Raw genomic sequence first — 22,263 nt, forward strand, 5'->3', positions numbered from 1 at the left:
ATGTCGAACGTCTCGGAACTTCTCGATTCGCTACCCCAAGGTCTCTGGCTGGGCGGCAAGCTCACCCCGGCCGAGAAGACCTTCGCGGTCTACAACCCGGCAACCGGCGAAGAGTTGGCGCAGGTAGCCGACGCCACGGCAGCCGACGGTATCCGTGCCCTCGATCTCGCTGCTGCGGCACAAGATGATTGGGCCGCAACGCCCGCTCGTACTCGTGGCGAGATCCTGCGCCGCGCATTCGAGCTGTTGCACGCCCGCGCCGAGGACTTCGCGCTGATGATGACCCTGGAAATGGGTAAGTCGTTGGCCGAGAGCCGCGGTGAGGTCAACTACGGCGGCGAATTCCTGCGCTGGTTCAGCGAGGAAGCCGTCCGCATCGGTGGACGCTTCACGCAGGCTCCGGCCGGCAACGGTCGTATTCTCGTCACCAAGGAAGCCGTCGGACCGGTTCTGGCGATCACGCCGTGGAACTTTCCGTTGGCCATGGGCACCCGCAAGATCGGACCGGCGCTCGCTGCCGGCTGCACCATCATCGTCAAGCCGGCCGAGGACACTCCGCTCACCATGCAGCTTCTCGGCCAGGTATTTGCCGATGCCGGTCTGCCTGACGGTGTGCTCTCGATCCTCCCGACCTCCGACGCCGCAGCCATCAGTGGACCGCTGATGGAAGACGCGCGACTGCGCAAGGTCACCTTCACCGGCTCCACTGGCGTCGGAAAGCTCTTGGTGCGCAATGCTGCTGACAAGCTGCTTCGCACGTCCATGGAACTCGGTGGCAACGCTCCGTTCATCGTCTTCGACGACGCCGACATCGATGCAGCTGTCGACGGCGCGATGCTCGCCAAGATGCGCAACGGCGGTGAGGCCTGCACCGCAGCCAACCGTATTTACGTTGCCAACTCGGTCCGCGAAGAGTTCACCGACAAGTTCACCGCCAAGGTTGCAGCCTTGAAGGTGGGCGCCGGCGACGCCGAGGGCACCAACATCGGACCGCTGATCAACGCCAAGCAGCTCGCCACCGTTACCGGACTCGTCGACGACGCCGTGTCCAAGGGTGCTCGCGTGCGCACCGGTGGATCGGCACCCGAAGGCCCCGGATTCTTCTTCACCCCGACGGTCCTCGATCAGGTTCCCGCTGACGCGCGCCTGCTGAAGGAAGAAATCTTCGGACCTGTTGCAGCCGTAGTCGGTTTCGACACCGAAGAAGAAGCCGTCGCCGCAGCCAACAACACCGAGTTCGGCCTTGTCGCGTACTTCTACACCCGCGACATCGATCGCGCGATGCGTGTCTCGGCGAAGCTTGCCACCGGCATGGTCGGCGTCAACCGCGGCGCCATCTCCGACGCCGCAGCACCGTTCGGTGGTGTCAAGGAATCGGGCTTCGGCCGCGAAGGCGGAACCGAAGGTATCGACGAGTACCTCGATACCAAGTACGTAGCGCTGTAACTTGCTGTGCGCCTTTGTTAACCGCGGGCGGTTAATAAAGGCGCACAGTAGCTATTGCCCCAACGGCGTCGGGCGGTAGTACTTACCCTCGTGATACAGCAGCGGTGCCGCAGCGGAATCGTCGTCCTCGTCGGCGTGGACTCGGGTGACAAGCCCGACAACAAGGGTGTGGTCGCCCACCGGAATCAACTGATCGACGGTGACCCGCATCCAACTGGGCGTGCCGTGCAGTACCGGTTCGCCGGTATCGAGGACGGCCCAGAGCGATTGATCGGCAAAACGCTGATCGGCGCTGCGTGCAAAGCGCTGCGCGAGATGCTGTTGGTGCTCACCGAGCAGATGAATGACCAAGGACTTTGCGGCCTTCAAGGCGGTGATGCTCGACGACGTCTCCGCGATGTTGAACGACACGAGCGGCGGTTCGAGTGAGAGCGAGGAGAACGAGGTGGCCGTGAAACCTACCGGTCCGGTGCCGGAGTCGAGGGTGACAACAGTGACTCCCGCAGGGTGACGGCCGAGTGCTGCGCGGTAGTCGGCGGCGCAGATGCCGGTGGACAACTCGGGCGTGGCGACCGCTTCGGGTGTGGTTGAGTTGGAAATATCGTTCGGCGTGTCAGACAACGGGGACTCTCCGGTGGGAAATATGGTCTTTCGCCCACTATAAGCGCGAGTCCGCCCTTACCTGGTCCGTATCTAGTCCATCTCTATGGCAAGGCCCGCCGTTATCCGCAGCAGTTCCGGATACGTCGTGCGGAAGACCGTGTTCGGATGGCCCGCCGCGGCCCACAGGATCGGGTACTGCTCGAGTGCGGTATCGACATAGGTCGGCAGATTCGTGGGATGCCCGAGCGGCGCAATTCCGCCGATAGGTTGGCCGGTTGCGGCTTTGACCATCTCCAGCGGAGCGCGCGTCAGTTTGCCCTCGAGGCGCTCACCCGTCGCCTGCAGGTTGACCTGATGTGCGCCTGAGACCAGCAACAACACCGGATCGTCGTCGAGTAGGAAGACGAGTGACTTGGTGATTGCGCCCACCTCCACCCCGACGGCTGCCGCTGCTTCCTCGGCAGTGTGCGTCGCGTCGGCTTGCGTGACGATGACGCCGTGATGGCCGCGAGCGATCAGGGTTTCGGCGACGTGCGAGGCGTTGGGGTGGAGGAGGCTCGTCATGAATTCAAGAGTAGGTCTAGTCGGCGATTGTCACAGCCGGAGTGGGCGTTGTGTCGGCTGACTTTCGGTTCTTCCTGATTGTAAATCCGAACAACATGGCGGCCCCGACCACGGCGTACAGGAAAAGCGTCAGTACGGGCTGGCCGATTCCGACGTTGCCGAAGTACACGATGCTTCGAACACCCTCGGTGCCCGCACCCGGAGTGATCCACCGACCGATCGCGGCATAGAACGATGGGAGCACATTCGAGCCGAAAGCGCCTCCGGCACTGGGATTGCCGAGGATAACAAACACTGCGATCGCCAACGGAACGGCGAGGACGCCGATTGCCGCACGGAGTCCGACCGTGAACATTGCGGTACCGAACACGACAGCACTGCCCAGCAGGGAGAGCGGGAGCCAGTGTCCGGCAAAGGTTCCGAGAACGTGTGACGTGATGAGTGCGCCCAGTGCTCCGGATATCACCGAGTACACCGCGATCACGCCGGTGTGCGCCGCTGCCTGACGAAGTGTCTTCGGTGCACCGATGAACAGGCCGATTGCGGCGGCAAAGAGGTAGCCGCCGACAACCCAGCCGATCGAGAGGTAGAAGCCGGACAGGCCGCGGTTGTCGTGAGCGCCCACCGGAATCTCGTCGCGCACCACGAACTCGCGGTTCTGGCTGCCCTCGACCTGGGCAAAGATCGATTCGAGCGACGTCGCAATGGAACTGCCGCCCGCGCTGGCGGTGATCAGGGTGTCGGCGCCGGCCGGATTGATGACAAACGCTCCCTGGATCTCGCGATCGTGAAGCATCCGACGCGCTACGGCGGTGCTGTCGACTACACGGGCGTCGAGGGGGCTGCCGTCGATGGCGTTGAGCTTGTCGGCGATCTGCTGATCCATGCCGGCTGGAGTGCCTTGATCTGCGATGACCACGATTTCGATGTCACGGGGCGTCGGCTGATGAAACGCGGCGACGTAGCTGAGGATGAAGCCCATCTGCAGCAGGATCATGCCGACGAACAGCGCCACCATGACTTTCGGTGCGCCGTATTTGGCCAGCAGGTTGTCGCTGGGGTGTTCGTGCTGAGGTGTGGGAGTTTCGGGTGCGGCGTGTGCCGGATGCGTTGTGGTCACGATGAGTCCTGATCTTGTCGAAAGTAAAGAGCTTGTCAATACCCGAGGTATTGAATACTCTAGGTATCGTGACTGAATCCCGTCAACCGGACTTCGTGCCGGCACCCCGCCCCGGCCGCGACGTTGTGCGGCAAAGACTGCTCGACGCTGCAGCGGAAGAATTTGCGGAGCAAGGATTCAGTGCTGCACGTCTCACCGAAGTGGCCCGCCGAGCGGGCTTTACGAAGGGAGCCGTCTACTCCAACTTCGAATCCAAACAAGATCTGTTTGCCGAACTTTTTGCGCAACGGTCTCTCGAACTTGCCGGGCGGGTACTTGCCGAGATCGCGGGTATGAGCCCCACCGATGCTGCCGGTAAAAGTGGCGAAGCGATCGCGTCGTGGATGGCGGGCAACCCTGGCTGGTTGCTGCTCGTCCTCGAATTCGGAGTCCTGGCCGGGCGTGACCCCCAGATTGCCCAGGCATACCTCCGAGAGCGTCGGCACCTGCGAAGTCAACTGGTGGAATTGATCGGTGCGCGTGCCAGTGAATGGGGCGTCGAGGATGCCTTCGACGTGCGAACTACGGCAATCTCGTTGATGGCCTTGATATCCGGATTGGTACTCGAACACTCCGTCGACCCGGAAGAAGTCGATCAACAGGCAATGGGCGCCGCAGTGACCGCTCTCTTCGCCGGTGCGGTCGCGCGGGCGGGACTGCCCACGGCCACCGGATAATTACTGACGAGCAAGGTGGGGATCGGGCGCCGTCTCGAGTTCTCGGCGCAGGAAGATTTCGGAGGATTCACCCGGGAGCAACAAGACTCCGGCGTCGGCGTATCCCATCGTGCGATAAAAGTTCTGGGCTGATTCGTCCGCGAGTGTGGAGGTGAGAACGCTCGAATAGCCCGCATGGCGCATATCGGTTTCCCAATATTCGACCAAGGCTCGCCCGGTGCCCTGGCCGCGGTCCGAAGGCAAAACGGTGAGCATGTTCATGAACGGAATCTCGTCCCAGAACAATCCCCAGCGGAGCCATCCGATTGGGGCGTCGTTGTGCTCGGCGATCAGAATCCGGCCGCGTTCGACCACGGACGCGAGTTCGACGGCTGTGATGTGTGAGTCGTTCTCGTGTAAGAACGGCAAGTCTGCCTGTGCTGCGACGCGAATGTTCATCACGTAAGCCAGTATCGCCGTTCAGTCGCAGACGGTGATGTTCAGCGGCGGCAACTGCACGTAACCCGCCGGGTCTTCGTTCCCGCGCGCTGATTGTTCATCCGCAGGCGAAGTCTGGCGCGCGGCTGAACAATTGCCCTGCGGCTGTAACTGCAGAAAGTTTCAATTCGGGCATAACGAATAAAACGCCCGCGACCGGAATCGGCCGCGGGCGTTCTACGAACATAATCAGACTGTGGCTGGAGTGTTCTCGTCGAGTTTCGGATCTTCATTCGCGATCCGCTTGTTTCGGATAATGCTGCTGATAAACGCTGCGCCGATCAAGACGACACCGACAAGGCCGGTGATGATCTCGTTGATGTGAACACCGATGGACACCATCAGGATGATTGCCAGAGCGCCGATGGCCCAGTGAGCACCGTGCTCGAGGTAGACGTAATCGGACAGCGTGCCCTTGCGGACGAGGAAGACGGTGATGGAGCGGACGAACATCGCGCCGACAAAGCCGAGGCCGAGAGCGATGATGATCGGGTCCGAGGTGATGGCAAATGCGCCGATTACGCCGTCGAAGGAGAAGGACGCGTCGAGAACCTCGAGGTACAGGAACAGGAAGAACCCGGCCTTACCAGTCGCCTTGACCAGCTCGGAGGGGCCGCCGGACTTGGCGCTCTCTTCATCTTCGCCCTCTTCGGGCAGGTTGAAGAGTTCACCCAATCCGTTGACGGCGATGTACGTGATCATGCCGAGTACACCGGAGATCATGACCGTCGTGACTTTGTCGTCTGCGGCAAGGAACGAACCTGCCAGGACCAGGATGAGACCGGCAACGACTACGGAGAGCTGATCCAGCTTGCCGATACGCGCAAGCGGCCTCTCGAGCCAGGACAGCCAGGTGATCTCACGCTCTTCGAAGATGAAGCCGAGGAACAGCATCAGCAGGAACATGCCACCGAATGCCGCGATGGTCGGGTGGGCGTCGGTAATCAGTGTTTCGTAGCTCGGATCGCCGTTGGGGAAGTACGCGGCGTCGTCGGCCGGCGGGTTCAGCGCGAGGTCGAGTGCCGCGATCGGACCGAGGCCCGACGCCGCCCACACGATGACAAGCGGGAACACCAGACGCATACCGAACACCGCGATGACGATGCCGACGGTGAGGAAGATCTTCTGCCAGAAATCGCTCATTCTTCGCAGAACGGTGGCATTGATGACGGCGTTGTCGAAGGAAAGTGAAATTTCCAGAATTGACAGGATGACAACGAGGAAGAGAGCCTCGGGGCCGCCGTAGATGAACGCGACGATCATCGCGATGATCGAAATGCCGATGGACAAACCGAATATTCGCAGTACCACGGAGCGTGGCCCTTTCTAGTTGGTCAATGCGCAGTGGTTACTGCAGCGGTTATCTCACCGCAATCGAAACGAAGCCGGGGAGAGTTCCACAGCGTACTGCGGAACTCTCCCTTTGGTCAGCTCGACGGAAGGTCGACTATTTAGACGTTGACGCCGTAGTCGCGTGCGATGCCCGCGAGGCCCGAGGCGTAGCCCTGGCCGATAGCGCGGAACTTCCACTCGGCGCCGTTGCGGTACAGCTCGCCGAAGACCATTGCGGTCTCGGTGGAAGCGTCCTCGGACAGGTCGTAGCGGGCAAGCTCGTTGCCGTTGGACTTGTCGACGACGCGGATGTACGCGTTGCGGACCTGGCCGAAGGACTGCGAGCGTGCTTCTGCGTCGTAGATCGAGACGGGGAAGATGACGCTCTCGATGTTGGCCGGGACAGCAGCGAGGTTGACGTCGATCTGCTCGTCGTCGCCTTCGCCTTCACCGTCGGTGTTGTCACCCTTGTGCTCGATCGAGCCGTCGGGCGAACGCAGGTTGTTGAAGAAGATGAAGTGCTGGTCGGAGACGACCTTCTTGTCTGCACCTGCGGCGATTGCGCTGGCGTCGAGGTCGAAGGCTGCACCGGTGGTGGAACGTGCGTCCCAGCCCAGGCCGACGACCACTGCGGTCAGGTTCGGGGCCTCCTTCGTGAGAGAGACATTGCCGCCTTTGGTCAAGCTGACGCCCATTCAGGGGTCCTTTCAAGAGAAGAGACATGACCCGCGACGACGATTGGCCGTCTTGGGAATGTGTTTACCTCCTCCACCCTAACGGCACTTCGGGTGTGGCTGCGGTAACAGTGGAAATCGAAACGGAAGCGCAAGCAGTCGGCCCCGTAGGATTCAATCGTGGTAGGCAGATGGTCGGAGCGCTTCAATCGGGGGGTGAGCGTGGAGGAGTCGATCAGTCGTGCGCGGGAGGCGCAGACTGCGATGGTCTCGGCGTTTCTCGATATGGACAAGCGTCAGACGATTGCTTCCGCTGCTGTCAAAGCATCGACAGAACTGTTTCCCGAGCGTGGCCTGGGCGAGGCCTGGAAACCGGTTCGGGACAAGTGCTACGTGGCGGTGTCGAACTATCTGTCCACGAGCGAGCAGTACGGGAACGACCAGGCTCTCCATCGTGACGCGCGCACTGCCACTGCGGCCTTCGAGAAGTCGGTGGCCGAGCTGGTATCCGCGGCTCAAAGCATTGATGCGTTCTACAACGGGAATCGCGCGCACCTCGAGCAAGCCACCGCGACGATGTCCACGATTCCGGTTCTCGGCCAGCAGGCGCGCACAGCGGCCGAGGCCGCTCGCCGCGCGTTGAGTGATACCGATCGGCGCTATTGCGAGTATCCGTCGGTTGTGGCGTCGGCGGAGCATCTGGACGCGGCTGTGGCCGCGCTCGCCAGGGCGGAACGCGGCGAACGGGCAGACGAAATCCGGGTCGAAGCCGAGCGGGTTACCGCCGCGGCAGCAGCACTCACGGAAGCATTGGCGCAGGCACCGTCCACGCAGCGACATGCACAGACGACGGTGTCTGCCGTGTCGACAAGGCTGGCGGCGGTGCGAACGCGGGTGGACCGCCTCGACCCTGCGTATTCCGCTTTGCTTCGGGAGTTCAATGCTGCGAGTTCAGCTGATCTGGTCAACAACAGCAGTCGGAGTCGTGAACATATCGATAACGCCGCTGCCGATTTGAACGAGGCAATGCAGGCTTTGGACGTGGGTAACCCGGAGCATGCGTTGGCATTGATGGCAGACGCGCGCGTTCATCTTGCCGAAGCGGAAGCCTGCGTCGATGCTGTGACGGATCGGTTGACAACACTTCGGGCAGTTCGGGCGGATCCGACAGAAAAAGAGCGTCAGGTCCGCTTTCGGTTGAAAGACGCGCAGATGTTTGCCGTCAATCACGGTTTGGTGGCGGAATGGGGGTCTGTCCTCGATGCGCAATTGGCGCGGATCGAACGGGCGGCCGCGTCACTGACGGGAACTCATCCGGACTACTGGTCGTATGTCATGCAGTTGGATTCGGTTTCGGCGTTCATCGCCGAAGTCGTCGAAAAGATGCGGACGCAAGCAGGAAGACGCTGACCAGGAACTGAAAACGCAGGCCGGGGCCGATCGGGGGATCGGAATCTACACCCGAAATCAAGTGGGGGAATGAAACGTGGAATTGCCATCGGTCATAGAGAGAAGAGACATGCAGCACTTTCAACACCTCGAGGATGACGTGCGGGAACAACTGTTCCTGCACGTTCCCCGGACCTTCAGCGATTCCGACGAGCGAGATCTGCTGGCGATCGCATTGGGTGCGACTCTGTACGTTCCCGCCACGCGGGCAGGGTTGGCCGAACTCGTGGAGAAGCGTGCTGCCGAGGGTGTCAGTTCGATGGTTCTCGATCTCGAGGACGCAGTCGCAGACGACGAGGTGGAAGCAGCGCGGGCCAACGCAGTGGCCGCGCTCGACAAGATCGCGGCGACGGATGCGGTCGGCATGTTGCTCTTCGTCCGGGTCCGTGAAGTCTCCGACATCGCGGACATTGCCCGATCGCTGACGATCGGGCGGGATGCGCTGACGGGGTTTGTGATCCCCAAGTTCGGGAGCGACTCCGGTGAGTCGTTCCTCGATGCGGTAACCGACGCGTCCGCTGCGCTCGGAAAGCACCTGTACGCCATGCCGGTGCTCGAATCGCCGGAATTGGTACACCGCGATACCCGCGATCATGAATTGCGCAGTGTCCAGGAGATTCTGACTCGCCATCGGGATCGCATTCTTGCAGTTCGTATCGGCGCCACCGACATGTGCAGCACGTTCGGCATCCGCCGCGACCGCGACTTGACGATCTACGACGTGCGCGTGGTTGTCGATGTCATCGCCGACATCGTCAATTACCTTGGCCGAGCCGATGGTTCGGGGTTTGTCATCACCGGACCGGTGTGGGAATACTTCGCGGACCACGAGCGCATGTTCCGCCCGATGCTGCGCGCGACGCCGTTCGAGGAGCATGATGCGGTGCGATTCCGCCAGCACCTGGTGAGCCGCGACCTGGACGGTCTGTTGCGGGAAATCGCTTTGGACCGGGCTAACGGCATTCAAGGTAAGACGGTTATTCACCCGTCACACGTTGCCGCGGTCAATGCGTTGTCCGCAGTCACGCACGAGGAGTACCACGACGCTCTCGACATTCTCGGTGTCGAGGTGGGCGGAGTGCAGGCGTCCGGCTACCGGAACAAGATGAACGAGATGAAGCCGCACCGTAACTGGGCTCGGCAGACTGCGCTGCGCGCGCACGTCTTCGGGGTGACCAATAAAGGGATCACCTTTGTCGAACTGCTGACGGCGTTGGTCGATCGATGACCAGCAGTGTGGGATCGGTTCCCTGGGCCACAGAAGAATTCGGATTGGATCTTGTTCACGGTGGCTCTGCCGTCGGACGGACGGTGCCGGAGTTGGTGATTCCCGGACTGCGTCGCAACCCGCGCCGGGCGCACCTGTTGGTGTCGACGGTGCTCGGTAAGCACATTCCGACGCCGCCGTCGGTCGTCATCGGGGCCGCCGAGGATCTGGGTGACCTGGTGCGCGAGCGCCTGGGTGTCGGCGTCGATGTTGTGGTACTCGGATTTGCCGAAACTGCAACAGGTTTGGGTCATTGTGTCGCTGCCCGCCTACATGCTCACTGCTACCTGCATTCGACGCGCCGCGACGTGCCGGGGGCTACCACCCTGGCCGGGTTCGAGGAGGGGCATTCGCATGCGACCAGTCACCTGATGCAACCGACGTCGGCGGAACTGTTCGAGAACAATTTGCCCTTGGTGTTGGTGGACGACGAAATATCGACCGGTGCAACAGCGATCGACGCGATCCGCGCACTACACGGCCAGTGTCCGCGCGAGCGATACGTCGTGGCCTCGTTAGTGGACATGAGGACCGATGAACATCGCGCAGCCAGTGCGGCTGCCGCAGAAGAACTGGGTGTGGCTATCGACTACGTCAGTCTCGCGTCGGGTTCCACCGTCCTGCCGCTCGGATTGACGGAACGAGTGACGGCGCTGGATGCTCCTACTCTCAATATTGTCGGTACCGATCGCGGTTCGGTTACCACTGTGGACCTGCCGTGGCCGGCGGAAGTGCCGGACGGCGGCCGGCACGGATTCCTCGACGCGGATTCGGCAGCTTTCGACAGCGCGGTCGAAGTCGCTGTCACGGTTCTCGATTCGACGGTGGCGCCAGGCCGTGCACTGATCGTGGTCGGTCACGAAGAGTTGATGTATCTCCCTCTCCGCATTGCGAGCGGTCTCGAACGTGGCGGCCGCCAAGTGCGGTACCAGACGACAACGCGGTCTCCCGCGTACGTCATGGATCATGCGGGCTACCCACTGCGTCGTGGATTCACCTTTGTCGCACCGGAATCGGGCGAGAATGAGCCGCGCTTCCTGTACAACGCGCAGTGGCCGGAGGCGGCCGTCGACGCACTTGTCGTGCTGATCGTGGACGAACCTGCCGACACCGATCGTCTGACGTCACCTGGCGGTGTTGTCGAGGTATTGAGAAACGCCGGGACCGATGTTGTCGTGGCAACGGTGCGCGGCGCAAACCCGTCGACGTTGCGGGATTCGAGAGAAGGTGAAGGCAAATGACGACGCCTCTGGTCGGACCCGAGTTCGGTTCGTATGCACCCGAAGAAGTGACGTGGCTACTCAAAGATCTGTCGCATGCAGACCTGGAAGCAGATGTTGCGCTGCGGGAGCAGCGTATTCAGTCGGGTGAAGCGCATTATGCCGAATCCCTTCCCATCGAGTACCAACCCGATGCGGCGTATCGTGAACTGTTCGAAACCGTGTTGTCGGAGAGTGCGCCCCGACTGGCGCGTGCCGTCGGAACAGTGACGGACCTGGTGCTGGCCGAGCGCGGATCCGACGTAGTCTTGGTGTCGCTGGCCCGCGCGGGCACTCCGGTCGGCATCTTGATGCGTCGGTGGGCGCAGCACGTCCACGGATTGACCTTGCCGCACTACGCCGTGTCGATCGTGCGGGGTAAGGGCATCGATTCCGTCGCGCTCGATTATCTTGCGCGCCATCATGATGCGTCGAACATCGTCTTTGTCGACGGCTGGACGGGCAAGGGTGCCATCGCCCGGGAACTCGAGGCCGCTCTCTCTGAATACCAAGCCGGCGGCGGCGCCGAATTCAATCCGGACCTGGCTGTTCTTGCCGATCCCGGATATTGCGTTCGGACCTACGGCACCCGGGACGACTTCCTGATCGCGTCGGCCTGCCTCAATTCGACTGTGTCCGGTCTGGTCTCGCGGACGGTACTCAACGACACTCTCATCGGTCCCGGCGACTTTCACGGTGCGAAGTTCTATGCGGATCTGGCCGATGTCGACGTGTCCAACCGTCTCCTCGACGTTGTCTCAGCCGAGTTCGACGGCGTTCGGAGCGACGTCGCGGATTCGCTTGCCGCTGTGCGGGCTTCGGATCGAACCCCGACGTGGGCCGGATGGGAATCCGTGGAGAAGGTGCAGGCGGAATACGGGATTTCGACCGTGAACTTCGTGAAACCGGGCGTAGGCGAGACCACCCGCGTGCTGCTGCGCCGACTGCCGTGGAAGGTGCTCGTTCGCGAGAGTGGAGCGCCCGAACACGCGCACATCCGTCTGCTGGCCGAAGCTCGCGGTGTTCCGGTCGAGGAAGTGCCCGATCTTGCGTACTCCTGCGTCGGATTGATCAAGGACATCACATGAGTGCGTCACCGGTGCTGGTCGCGACCGATCTGGATCGCACGATGATCTATTCGAAAAACGCGATCGGTGGAGACCCGAGCGGCACCGACCTGACCTCGCCGCAGCAACACGTGTGCGTCGAGTATTACAACGGTGGCCCGCTGTCCCACATGAGCACCGACACCATCGATCAACTCGTAGCGCTCAGCCGAACAACGCCGGTCATTCCCACGACCACCCGAACCATCGCGCAGTTTCAGCGCATCGACCTACCCGGCGCTCCGTGGAAATATGCGATCACGAGCAACGGCGGCAACATTCTGGTGGACGGAAAGCCCGATCTCCTGTGGCGCACCGAGATCGACCGATCGACCCACAGTGCCGGAGTGGAGCTGGCGCATGTTCACAGTGAACTCGAAACCCGCATCGACGTCAGCTGGGTCAGTTCCCTGCGAGTGGCCGACGAGTTGTTTCCGTACTTGGTAGTGGACTTGTCGACCATTCCGGCCGATTTCGAAGCGGGCTGGAGCGACTGGTGCACCGCACGTGGGTGGAACGTCTCGCGCCAGGGCCGGAAGATCTACACGATGCCGAACGCGGTCTCGAAATCCCGGGCCCTCGCGGAAGTACGACGACGCCTCGTCGAAGCGGGCGAACTCACGCCGGGCGCCACGGTCCTGTCGGCCGGAGACGGCGCGCTCGACGCGGACATGCTCGAATATGCGGATTTCGCGATCCGGCCCAGGCACGGTGAGCTGGAAGAACTCAACTGGCAACGGCCGACCGTTACTGTGACAGAAGGATCCGGTATCGCGGCGAGTGCGGAGATTGTGCGTTGGTTCTCCGCCCACGTTGCTGCGATGACGGTCGGAACACCGCACAGTCCGAGCAGCTCTCTTAAGTAATGCACGCTCTGAAATGAAGGAGATGTAGTTGTCTGTATCGCTTGCCAAAGGTCAGAACGGTCCGTTGGATGTGCCGGAGGTGATTGTGTCGGTGCAGTTGGCCGCCGCCGCTGACCTCTCCGCCCTGCTCGTGGCCGGCAACGGCAAAGTGCGCTCCGACGCGGACTTCGTCTTCTTCAACCAGCCCACCGGGCCAGGCGTGCAGTTGGTTCCCAACCCGGGTGGCATCGCGTCCCTGAAGGTCTCGTTGGCCGGTGTGCCTGCCGACATCGAGCAGGTTCGTGCCGTGATCACTCTCGACGACACCTCCTCGAATTTCGGGCGTACTGCGGCGCCCACGGCTCGGGTATCGGATTCCGCCGGAAACGTGCTGTACGAGTACGTGATCGACGGGCTGTCCAGCGAGTCCATCGTCATCGCACTCGAGGTGTACCGCCGCCAGGGCGCGTGGAAGATCCGCGCCGTCGGGCAGGGCTACGCCGGCGGATTTGCAGCGTTGGTGACGGATCACGGTGTTTCCGTCGACGACGCACCAGCCCCCGCGGCCCAGGCTGCACCCCCGCAGCCGGCCTACAGTCCGCCGCCGCAACAGCAGCCGGTGTACAACCAGCCCCCGCAGCAGCAGCCGGTCTACAACCAGCCCCCGCAGCAGCAGCCGGTCTACAACCAGCCCCCGCAGCAGCAGCCGTCGTACAACGCTCCGCCGGCCCCGCCGGTGTACAACCAGCCTCCCGCAGCACCGGCCGAGGTAAGCCTGGTGAAGGGTCGCCCCGTCAGCCTGACCAAGGGACAAAAGGTCACGCTCCGCAAGGAAGGCGGCGTTGCGCTCACTCTGATCCAGATGGGGCTTGGTTGGGACCCGATCAAGAAGAGCGGCATGTTCGGCAGCCGCACGGCCAATGTCGACCTCGACGCGTCGGCGCTCCTGTACGCCGACGGCAATCTGGTCGACGTCTGCTACTACGGACAGCTCACGTCGAAGGACGGGTCGGTGCGTCACATGGGTGACAACCTGACCGGCGAAGGTGACGGCGACGACGAAGTGATGACGGTGGATCTTCAGCGCGTTCCGGCGCACGTCAATGCCGTGATCTTCACGGTCACGTCGTACCGCGGGCACACGTTCGAGCAGGTGCAGAATGCGTTCTGCCGTTTGGTCGACAGCACCACCAACTCCGAACTGGCTCGGTACACGATGCAGGGCGGAATGCCGTTCACCGGAATGGTGATGGCAAAGGTGTACCGCCAGAACGGTGAATGGAAGTTGCAGGCGATCGGTGAGGGCATCCAGGCAAAGCACGCTGGTGAAGCCGCACCACAGCTGGGCCGTTTTCTGATGGCGTAGTTATCGAAATTCGGTTGGGGTGTGAAAGGGCTTGGCTCGGTAGATGATTAATCGTGGGATGCGGTTCGGCTCCATTGCGGCCACTGTGGTGGGACTGGTTTTGACGTTGGCGGGTGCCGGCGCCGCACATGCGTCGGTCCCGGTGGACGCGGGGGAGAACGAGGGCATCAAGTACACCGCTCTCGGAGACTCCCGGGCGTCGGGACCGCGCTTGGAACCGATGTACCCCGACGGGTGCTCACGGTCCTACGAGAACTTCGCGGGCAAGATATCGCGCGAACTCGCAGTCGAGGAGTTCGCGGACGTGTCCTGCAGTGCTGCTCGTAGCGAGAACATCATCTCCACACCCCAACTGATTCCGACGCAGTGGCCGGTGCAGTTGGACGCGGTACACCCGGACACGAATTTGATCACACTCTCGGTCGGTGGAAACGACTCGAACACACTGATCGTGGGCGCGCTGTGCGCTTCGCCTGCCCCTGGCGTCGATCGCAGATGCCGCACCGATCCGCTCACCGAATCCCTGGCGCAGTCCGGGATCGATCAGGCTGCTGATTCTCTCGACAAGACCCTGGCTGCGCTGACGGCGCGGGCTCCGCAGGCGCGGATCTACATGGTCGGCGCCGGCGGAATGATCGGTGCCCGCGCGTGCTGGCCCAACGTTCCGTTCTCGGACGGTGACGCAGCGTGGTTCATGAACTACTACGCACGTTTCAACACACAATTCGCCGCGATTGCCGGCCGGTACGGGGTTCACGTCATCGACATCGCCACGGACGCCGTAGCGGGTGGGCACGACGCCTGCGCGGCGCCCGAGCAGCGGTGGTTCGAGGGCATGTTCTCGGAGTCGACGGCGCAGCGACTGCATTTCACCGCCAGCGGAATGACCGAAGTCGCAGATCGGATCGTGGCAGATCTGCGAGCGAACCCCATCGGCGTGGCATAGTTCTCGCCTGTGACTGTGGAGTTCGTTCCTGGGCAGAATGCGCCGCTGCATACATCCGTCGTGATGTTCCGTGCGTCAAGCCAGACACCGTTCGACGTGTCTGCGATGGTGACGGATACGCGGCTGCGCGCCCTCTCGTCCGATGCGTTCGTCTTCTACAACCAGCCGTCGACGGCAGGCGTGCAACTGACGGGCGACATCGTCCGGGTCGACCTCGATCGCCTGCACCCCGATGCCGAGGCGGTGCTGTGCATCGTGAGCGTCGATCCGAGTGCCGCGGCAGCCGGGGCCTTTCGGGTCGCGGGGTTGTCGGCGCAGCTGAGCGATGAATCCGGTTCGGTACTCGGAAAATTCGACATTCCCACCGCAGGTTCGGAAACCGCAGTCATCTGCTGGGAGCTGTACCGGCGAAACGGCGCGTGGAAGGTTCGAGCAGTCGGACAGGGGTATGCGGGTGGTCTGGCCGAACTCATCGGCGTTCACGGAGTCGAAGTCGACGACGCACCGGCCAACCCGATTCCCGTGCCGGAAGATCACGCCGTGGAGCCCGTCGAGGAGGGCCGCGCACTCGAACGTATGTGGATGATCTTCGAAGACGCGTCGAGGTCGGCGGCGTCGTTGATTTCGAGTAGCGAATACGCGATGACGAGGTTGGACGAAGAACTGTCCGTAGCAGTAGCTGACGCGAGCAACCGCAATTCGCCTGCCGGAATTGCGGCTCGCGACGCGGCGCAGAAGCGTCACGACGAACTGGTGGCGACGGCCCGTGCGAGCCATACGCGAGATTCCGCGCAATTGGCCCACGAATTGACCGTCGTGGATTCGGTGATGCCGCGGGCGATGGCGTCCTGGGAATCACCGGTCTGGACGCCGGGTTCGGTGAGCGAATCTCTGGCGGCGAGTGACGGTGTGCGACTTGGCATGTTGTCGGCGCCTGACCGAAGTTCGCTGAGCGTGCCCTACTGCATGCCGCTCCCGCTGCCACGTCCGATCTGGGTAGACAGCACATCCGGGGCAGCTGCGGTTGCCGTGGTCAGTGCGTTGACGCTCCGAATCATGGCAGCGGGGCCCATGCCCTTGCTTGACGTCGTTGATCTGACCGGGTCGTACACGTTGCTGACGGACCGTTTGTCCGCGCAGTTGGCCGGGCCGCTGATTCGCACACATCAGGAGATCTCGGCGCGGTTGACGGAGTTGGCCCAAGGCGTGGATTTGGCGGGGCTGGCACGAAACAGCGGCCAGGAATTCGCGATGTCACTCGACGCCGGCCCGAGTACTCCCCGACTACTGATACTCGGCGACTTCCCGCACGGGTATTCGGCGCAGGACGCCGATGCGATCATGTTCCTCGCTGAGCACGGATCGATGATCGGATTGTCGATACTGCTTGTCGGAGATGACGAGTCGAGTTCGACCGAGGAGAGCATCGTGGCCTTGGCACACGGGTGCCGTCACCTCCCGGCGGCCGGTGAGATCGACGTGCACGATCCGTGGACGGGATCGCACTGGGTCTTGACTCCGGACACACTGAACCCGGCCACGCAACCGCAACTCTTTGCCGCATTCGACAAACTCTGACCCGATCAGAGTTCGTCGAGCGAAATAATTCCGTCCTGCAACGCGCGAGCAAGCAGGCTCATCTTGGTGGGGGCTCGCCGACCGACGGCTGCGTATTTCCCTCGAATCCGTGTCAGATGCGTGTTGATCGTTCCGATGGAGATAAGCAGCTCCGTAGACACGACGGGTTTACTGTCGGATTTGAGCCAGTGCCGGAGCACTTCGATCTCGCGGCTGGAGAGACCAGGGTCGCGTGGCGGCGCAACAGGTTGTTCGGGTGGGCCAGTCACGGAAATGCTCCTCGATCTTGACTGTCTGCAGGTCCGCCAGCATATAAGAACCTACCGGAAGGTTTTAATCTAGGTGGATGGCAAAATCCGAGGCTCCCAGGCAAAGTGGTTGGTACGACTACGCGCGGTGCGTGGCGGCAATACCCGAGGAGACTCATGGCATTCTGGGATCAGCTGAAGGCTAAGGCTCAGGAAATGAACGGCCAGCTCAAGACCAAGACGAGCCAGTTCCAGAACAAGGAGTTCAAGAACGCAAGTATGGCGATGTGCGCGTTGATCGCTGCCGCAGACGGCTCGATCGACCCGTCGGAGCGTCAGAAGACGTCGGCGTTGATCATGAGCAACGAGTCGCTGGCTGTCTTCCCGCCGGCTGAGTTGAGTCAGCAGTTCGATTGGTACTGCAGCAAGCTTACGTCGGACTTCGAGTTCGGAAAGCTCGAGGCGACTGCGGCAATTTCCAAGCTCAAGTCCAAGCAGGATCAGGCTCGCGCGGTCATTCAGATCGGCATCATCATCGGCGGCGCCGACGGCAACTTCGATCAGCATGAGCGCGGCGTAGTGCGGGACATGTGTTTTGCGGTGGGAATCGCTCCCTCTGAGTTCGATCTGTGAGTGTTCGATCTCTGAGTTCTGTGTAGAACAGCAGAAAAAGCGGGTGTGGTGCCAGTGGCCCTACACCCGCTTTTTACGCTGTCAGTACTCCGGGTAGCCGTCCTCGGGGCCGAGCATGCGCTCGATCCGGGTGCACGTGATCTTTGCCAACTCGTCGACGCAGATCTTTCGTTCCACGGATACCGGATTGGTCAGACGGACGCGGATGTTCTCGAGTAGATCCTGAGCATCGTGTCCGTGCGAGCACCAGATGTACCGGAACCCGAAGATCAGCTCGTATTCCTCACCAGCCCGGCGAATGGTTGCCATCAGGGCCTCGTCGGAATCCCAGATCGCGCATTGTTCGAGGTGGGACGGCACACTGTGAGCGCGAACGCCGACGGGCGGATGGCAATGCAGGGAATTCTCGACATCGGCGTCGGACAAGTTCAGTAGTGCGTCCTCGGCTCGCGCCAGGATCTCCGCGTAACCGGCAAACGGGCGACCGTCGCTGACCCATCCCGCCCATGTCATCGAGCAGCAGCATTCGTACAGCGCGTGGATTGCCTTCGGGCGGGGCAGTTCGTTGAAGCATTCCAACCCGATCGACTGATGTAGCAGCATGTGCCCTCCCGGTCGGTTCCTGAGGCAGTGTGGGGCGTCCTGCCACGGGTTAACTAGATGTGCGATCACCACCGATGATCCGGCGTTTACCTGCGAATGGAAAGGTTTGCCAGCCGAATTTTCAGGTTCTTAACACGTGGGAAATCCGCTCAGCCGACGTGAACATGGGGCCGACGGGAGCGTCGAGGTTCGGCCCGGCGCAGCACCTCACGGGTCACCGGAGCGGTCTCGCCTTCGCCGATGAACAGGAACCGAAGAAGGTTGGTCAACGGATTTCCTTCGGACCATTCGAAGTAGACATCGGGAATCACGCCCGTGAGATCGCGAGCCTTCAGGAGTACGGCTGCAATGGTGTTGGGAACTGCCGGACTGTCCACCCGCAGGACGCGGTGCCTGCCGCGCCGTCGGCCGTGGACAACAAGATCGGTGCTGAAATCAGAGGAATCGGTGACGTTGACTTCCATGAAGATGATCGATTCGCCTCGGGGGATGTTGCTCTGCACCCGTTGCTGGAGTTCCTTGACCCGGTACTCCTTCTCGCTGAGGTGGGCGGCGTCGTGCGCGACCACGGCGAGATAACCCCGGTGTGTGGCTTCGGTGATGAATTGCACAGCGGTATCGTCGAATTCGACGGATGTGGCGCGCAGTTCGAACGCCCGTGACACTCTCGACAGGAGGGATACGACCATGATGGCGGCGATGAAGAACGAGGCAACTTTCACTCCGTCCGGTCGTTCGATGATGTTTGCGATGGTCGTATAGACAAAGAGCACGGCAACAAAACTGAAGCTTACGAACAGCTTTCGGATTCCGCGTTTGCGAGCGGACAGCGCGACGGCCACTGTTGCGGAGGAGATGAGAACCAGGACGCCGGTTGCATACGCCGAACTTTGTGCGTCGACGCTGGCATCGAAATAGAACGTCACGGTGATCGCGATGACGCTGAACACGAGAACGAGTGGGCGCACGGCGCGAGCCCACGACGGGGCCATTCCGTACCGGGGGAGGTATCGGGGAACAAGATTGAGGAGACCGGCCATCGCGGAAGCGCCGGCAAACCACAGGATGAGGATCGTGCTCAGGTCGTAGACGGTGCCGAATATCTGCCCGAGATAGTCGTGAGCAAGAAACGCCAAGGCGCGCCCGTTTGCAGCGCCGCCGGGCTGAAACTCGTTCTCCGGGATCAGGATTGTGGTGACCAGGCTCGATGTCAGCAGGAATCCGCTCATGATCAACGCTGCTGTGGTCAGTAGCCGTTTGGTGCCGCGGATGCGGCCCTCCGGCTCGGCTTCGGTGTCGTGAGGACCACCTTGGATCTGCGGCATCACGGCAACGCCGGTCTCGAAACCGGAAAGGCCGAGAGCAAGTTTCGGGAACACGATCAGAGCGATCAGGATCATCATCGCGGGATTGCCGTGCTCCGTCGACATGGCTCGGGTCCAGTCGGTGACCAACGCGGGTGCCGTCACGATGTGCCACAGGCCCACGCCGATCACCACGAGATTGAGCGTCAGGTACACCGCGACGAGCCCTACCGCGATGCCGATGGCCTCGGTGAAACCGCGCAGGAATACCGCCGACAACAGCGCCAGGAGAACCAGTGTGACGACAACGGTCTGCCCCGAGAGAAATGTTGGTGCAAAAGGGTTTTCGACGAGGTGGGCGGTTGCATCCGCTGCCGAGAGCGTCATCGTGATCAGGAAGTCCGTCGCGGCAAATCCCAGCAACACCAGGACGAATATCTTTCCGCGCCACTTCGGGAGCAGTCGCTCGAGCATGGCAATCGAACCTTCACCGTGCGGACTCTCTCGCGCCACACGTCGGTACACGGGTAATGCGCCGAACAGAGTGAGAAGGATGAGCACAACCGTTGCCAACGGGGCCAAGGTACCGGCTGCGAGGGCGGCGATCCCAGGTTGGTATCCGAGCGTCGAGAAGTAATCGACCCCGGTCAGACACATGACTTTCCACCAGGAATGACGGTGTTCCTTCTTCCGGGCGATGCGGTGTGGACCCAGGTGTCCGGCCGGTTCCTCGGTGATGTCCGCGAGCAGCCACGATCTCAGCCGACGTCGAGGAGTATCTGGTTCGGCGGTTGTCGCCATAGTGATCGCTCCTCGTGCGCAGGCTCGATCAACCGGGTACCCGTTTTCCGGTTCTCAGCGTTTTCCGGTTCTCAGCGGATTCGCAGGAATCTCGAGCTGAATTCTTCGGGAAGCGGGTCTAGATTGAAATTGTCGAACTTCGCCGCAGGCTTGACTTTTGAAACCTGCGACGAGAATGCGGAGTCGAGAGGATCGTGTAATGGCTACCACTGTGGCAACGAGGAATCCGAGCAGTTCGCGCACGCGAGTCGTGCCGCTGGATCAGTACATCGCCGAGCATCCGACGGTGCGGGTTTTTCCACCGACAAGTGAGCGCGCCACGAGGATCGCGATGCAGACGATGTGGGCGCTGATCGTGGTGTCGCTGGTGATATTGGTACTGGATGAGGCCGGACTCTTCGGCTGATCGCAACTCGAGGTTACTCTTGAGTAATGAGCGAACAGAAGAGCTGGAATGCGTTCACCGTCGAGCGCGAAGATCACATTGCCCAGGTCACGTTGATCGGACCGGGCAAGGGCAACGCGATGGGTCCGGATTTCTGGAGTGAACTCCCCGAGATCTTCGCGGACCTCGACGCAGATCCCGATGTGCGAGCCGTCGTTATCGCGGGATCGGGCAAGCACTTCTCGTTCGGACTTGATCTGCCGGCGATGAGCGGCGAATTCGGCGCCGTCCTCGCGGACAAGGCTCAGGCCGGCCCGCGAACCAAGTTTCACGACATGATCAAGCGCATGCAGTCCGGCATCAATGCCGTCGCGGATTGCCGCAAGCCGGTGATTGCCGCTGTTCAGGGTTGGTGCATCGGTGGCGGCGTAGACCTCATCACGGCGGCAGACATTCGCTACGCAAGCGCCGACGCGAAATTCAGCATCCGTGAGGTCAAGGTCGCGATCGTTGCGGACATGGGCAGCCTCGCCCGCCTGCCTGCGATCATCGGCGACGGGCACCTGCGCGAACTCGCGTTGACCGGCAAGGACATCGACGCTGTGCGCGCCGAGAAGATCGGCCTGGTCAACGACGTGTTCGACGACGCAGACGCCGTGCTCGCCGCAGCCCGCGCAACTGCCCGGGAAATTGCGCTCAATCCGCCGCTCGTCGTTCACGGCATCAAGGACGTGCTCGATCACACGCGTAGCGCGAGCGTCGACGACAGCCTGCGCTACGTCGCTGCGTGGAACGCCGCGTTCCTGCCGTCGCAGGATCTGACGGAAGCCATCACGTCGGTGTTCCAGAAGCGTCCGCCGGTCTTCACCGGGGAGTAGACAAACAGGGGAGTAGGCAAACAAAAATCCCCGCGCGCCGGAAGGCGAGCGGGGATTTTTTGTGCGGAGATCTTTCAGTGACCGCCGTTGGCAGCGAGACGCTTGATCGAAGCTTCGATCTCGGCCTCTGCCTCGGCGCGGCCGACCCAGTCGGCACCGGTGACGTGCTTGTTCGGCTCCAAGTCCTTGTAGTGGACGAAGAAGTGCTTGATCGCGTCCAGCTCGAACTGCGAAATGTCGCTGAGGTCCTGGATGTGATCCCAACGAGGATCACCTGCCGGAACGCACAGAACCTTGTCGTCGCCGCCGGCCTCGTCGACCATTTTGAACATGGCAACGGGGCGAGCTTCGACGATGACGCCGGGGTACACCGACTCGGGCAGCAGAACCATGGCGTCCAGGGGATCGCCGTCCTCGCCGAGGGTGTTCTCGATGTATCCGTAGTCAGCCGGGTAGCCGAAGGCGGTGTAGAGGTAACGGTCCAGCTTGACGCGGCCGGTCACGTGGTCGACCTCGTACTTGTTGCGTTGACCCTTGGGGATCTCGATGGTGACGTCGAACTCCACGCCGATTCCTCGCTGTCGTGTCGGTAATGATTCGTCCGGAAGGATATCGGGTCAAGGATAAGGTTGGCTGACCACCCAGCAGGGCGAGCACAGACGG

22 protein-coding genes and 1 pseudogene are annotated in these 22,263 nt (G+C 61.8%); 13 read left to right on the forward strand and 10 right to left on the reverse strand.

All coding sequences use genetic code 11. From position 1 onward, the window contains the following. Entirely contained in the window at positions 1–1,446 is a 1,446-nt protein-coding gene (locus tag ACFRFQ_RS10180) for an NAD-dependent succinate-semialdehyde dehydrogenase (protein ID WP_378656435.1), read from the forward strand. 51 nt (positions 1,447–1,497) lie between these two features. On the opposite strand, the gene dszD is transcribed toward ACFRFQ_RS10180, so the two are convergent. The 3 genes from dszD to ACFRFQ_RS10195 form a co-directional block, all read right to left on the reverse strand. After that, positions 1,498–2,067: an NADH:FMN oxidoreductase DszD gene (gene dszD, locus ACFRFQ_RS10185; RefSeq protein ID WP_378656438.1), complete on the reverse strand. Its 570-nt coding sequence runs from the start codon at positions 2,065–2,067 to the stop codon at positions 1,498–1,500. 72 nt (positions 2,068–2,139) lie between these two features. Further along, positions 2,140–2,613, reverse strand: coding sequence for a YbaK/EbsC family protein (locus ACFRFQ_RS10190; protein ID WP_378656441.1), 474 nt, complete (start codon positions 2,611–2,613; stop codon positions 2,140–2,142). A gap of 16 nt (positions 2,614–2,629) precedes the next feature. Continuing rightward, positions 2,630–3,733 (reverse strand): hypothetical protein, encoded by a 1,104-nt coding sequence (locus tag ACFRFQ_RS10195; RefSeq protein ID WP_378656443.1) that lies wholly within the window; start codon positions 3,731–3,733, stop codon positions 2,630–2,632. A gap of 68 nt (positions 3,734–3,801) precedes the next feature. On the opposite strand from ACFRFQ_RS10195, the gene ACFRFQ_RS10200 reads away from it, so the two are divergent. Further along, the gene (locus tag ACFRFQ_RS10200) at positions 3,802–4,449 is read left to right on the forward strand and encodes a TetR/AcrR family transcriptional regulator (protein WP_378656445.1); all 648 of its coding nucleotides are present in this window, start codon (positions 3,802–3,804) and stop codon (positions 4,447–4,449) included. Here ACFRFQ_RS10200 and ACFRFQ_RS10205 read toward each other — a convergent pair whose 3' ends face one another. The 3 genes from ACFRFQ_RS10205 to ACFRFQ_RS10215 form a co-directional block, all read right to left on the reverse strand. Further along, positions 4,450–4,887 (reverse strand): GNAT family N-acetyltransferase, encoded by a 438-nt coding sequence (locus ACFRFQ_RS10205; RefSeq protein WP_378657385.1) that lies wholly within the window; start codon positions 4,885–4,887, stop codon positions 4,450–4,452. A gap of 228 nt (positions 4,888–5,115) precedes the next feature. Beyond that, complete coding sequence (locus ACFRFQ_RS10210; protein ID WP_378656447.1) at positions 5,116–6,237, reverse strand: DUF475 domain-containing protein; 1,122 nt, start codon at positions 6,235–6,237, stop codon at positions 5,116–5,118. Between the two features lie 140 nt (positions 6,238–6,377). Then, entirely contained in the window at positions 6,378–6,953 is a 576-nt protein-coding gene (locus ACFRFQ_RS10215) for a TerD family protein (RefSeq protein WP_378656449.1), read from the reverse strand. Between the two features lie 243 nt (positions 6,954–7,196). Here ACFRFQ_RS10215 and ACFRFQ_RS10220 point away from each other — a divergent pair, with 243 nt between their 5' ends. The 8 genes from ACFRFQ_RS10220 (at position 7,197) to ACFRFQ_RS10255 (ending at position 16,748) form a co-directional block, all read left to right on the forward strand. Beyond that, on the forward strand, positions 7,197–8,342 hold the full coding sequence (locus ACFRFQ_RS10220) for a hypothetical protein (RefSeq protein WP_378657388.1): 1,146 nt from the start codon (positions 7,197–7,199) through the stop codon (positions 8,340–8,342). 109 nt (positions 8,343–8,451) lie between these two features. Continuing rightward, the gene (locus ACFRFQ_RS10225) at positions 8,452–9,609 is read left to right on the forward strand and encodes an HpcH/HpaI aldolase/citrate lyase family protein (RefSeq protein ID WP_378656452.1); all 1,158 of its coding nucleotides are present in this window, start codon (positions 8,452–8,454) and stop codon (positions 9,607–9,609) included. After that, positions 9,606–10,889 carry a phosphoribosyltransferase family protein gene (locus ACFRFQ_RS10230; RefSeq protein WP_378656454.1) on the forward strand — a complete coding sequence of 428 codons (1,284 nt, stop codon included), beginning with the start codon at positions 9,606–9,608 and terminating at the stop codon, positions 10,887–10,889. The genes ACFRFQ_RS10225 and ACFRFQ_RS10230 overlap by 4 nt, the downstream gene beginning before the upstream one ends. Continuing rightward, entirely contained in the window at positions 10,886–11,995 is a 1,110-nt protein-coding gene (locus ACFRFQ_RS10235; RefSeq protein WP_378656457.1) for a cysteine protease StiP family protein, read from the forward strand. The genes ACFRFQ_RS10230 and ACFRFQ_RS10235 overlap by 4 nt, the downstream gene beginning before the upstream one ends. Continuing rightward, complete coding sequence (locus ACFRFQ_RS10240) at positions 11,992–12,879, forward strand: HAD family hydrolase (protein WP_378656459.1); 888 nt, start codon at positions 11,992–11,994, stop codon at positions 12,877–12,879. Before ACFRFQ_RS10235 ends, ACFRFQ_RS10240 begins: the two co-directional genes overlap by 4 nt. 28 nt (positions 12,880–12,907) lie before the next feature. Continuing rightward, entirely contained in the window at positions 12,908–14,224 is a 1,317-nt protein-coding gene (locus tag ACFRFQ_RS10245; RefSeq protein WP_378656461.1) for a TerD family protein, read from the forward strand. Between the two features lie 43 nt (positions 14,225–14,267). Then, a complete protein-coding gene (locus tag ACFRFQ_RS10250; RefSeq protein WP_378656464.1) occupies positions 14,268–15,170 on the forward strand; it encodes an SGNH/GDSL hydrolase family protein in 903 nt (300 codons plus the stop codon). A 9-nt stretch (positions 15,171–15,179) separates the two neighbouring features. Next, positions 15,180–16,748: a TerD family protein gene (locus tag ACFRFQ_RS10255; protein WP_378656467.1), complete on the forward strand. Its 1,569-nt coding sequence runs from the start codon at positions 15,180–15,182 to the stop codon at positions 16,746–16,748. Positions 16,749–16,753: 5 nt separating this feature from the next. Here ACFRFQ_RS10255 and ACFRFQ_RS10260 read toward each other — a convergent pair. Continuing rightward, positions 16,754–16,975, reverse strand: a pseudogene (locus ACFRFQ_RS10260) (LuxR C-terminal-related transcriptional regulator); the annotation flags it as partial. Positions 16,976–17,173: 198 nt separating this feature from the next. Here ACFRFQ_RS10260 and ACFRFQ_RS10265 point away from each other — a divergent pair. Then, on the forward strand, positions 17,174–17,629 hold the full coding sequence (locus tag ACFRFQ_RS10265; RefSeq protein WP_138871661.1) for a tellurite resistance TerB family protein: 456 nt from the start codon (positions 17,174–17,176) through the stop codon (positions 17,627–17,629). 81 nt (positions 17,630–17,710) lie between these two features. Here ACFRFQ_RS10265 and ACFRFQ_RS10270 read toward each other — a convergent pair whose 3' ends face one another. Together ACFRFQ_RS10270 and ACFRFQ_RS10275 are read right to left on the reverse strand one after the other, a co-directional pair. Continuing rightward, on the reverse strand, positions 17,711–18,232 hold the full coding sequence (locus ACFRFQ_RS10270) for a 2-oxo-4-hydroxy-4-carboxy-5-ureidoimidazoline decarboxylase (protein ID WP_378656470.1): 522 nt from the start codon (positions 18,230–18,232) through the stop codon (positions 17,711–17,713). Positions 18,233–18,381: 149 nt separating this feature from the next. Beyond that, positions 18,382–20,337, reverse strand: a complete 1,956-nt coding sequence (locus ACFRFQ_RS10275) for an amino acid permease (protein ID WP_378656472.1) — start codon at positions 20,335–20,337, stop codon at positions 18,382–18,384. Between the two features lie 199 nt (positions 20,338–20,536). Here ACFRFQ_RS10275 and ACFRFQ_RS10280 point away from each other — a divergent pair, with 199 nt between their 5' ends. Both ACFRFQ_RS10280 and ACFRFQ_RS10285 read left to right on the forward strand, forming a co-directional pair. Continuing rightward, positions 20,537–20,743, forward strand: coding sequence for a hypothetical protein (locus ACFRFQ_RS10280; RefSeq protein ID WP_378656475.1), 207 nt, complete (start codon positions 20,537–20,539; stop codon positions 20,741–20,743). A gap of 26 nt (positions 20,744–20,769) precedes the next feature. Continuing rightward, on the forward strand, positions 20,770–21,600 hold the full coding sequence (locus ACFRFQ_RS10285) for a crotonase/enoyl-CoA hydratase family protein (protein ID WP_378656477.1): 831 nt from the start codon (positions 20,770–20,772) through the stop codon (positions 21,598–21,600). 74 nt (positions 21,601–21,674) lie between these two features. Here ACFRFQ_RS10285 and ACFRFQ_RS10290 read toward each other — a convergent pair whose 3' ends face one another. Beyond that, a complete protein-coding gene (locus ACFRFQ_RS10290; protein ID WP_138871667.1) occupies positions 21,675–22,166 on the reverse strand; it encodes an inorganic diphosphatase in 492 nt (163 codons plus the stop codon). Positions 22,167–22,263: the final 97 nt, after the last annotated feature.

Origin of the sequence: Rhodococcus sp. NPDC056743 (genome assembly GCF_042790355.1) — a bacterium.
GTDB lineage: Bacteria > Actinomycetota > Actinomycetes > Mycobacteriales > Mycobacteriaceae > Rhodococcus_F.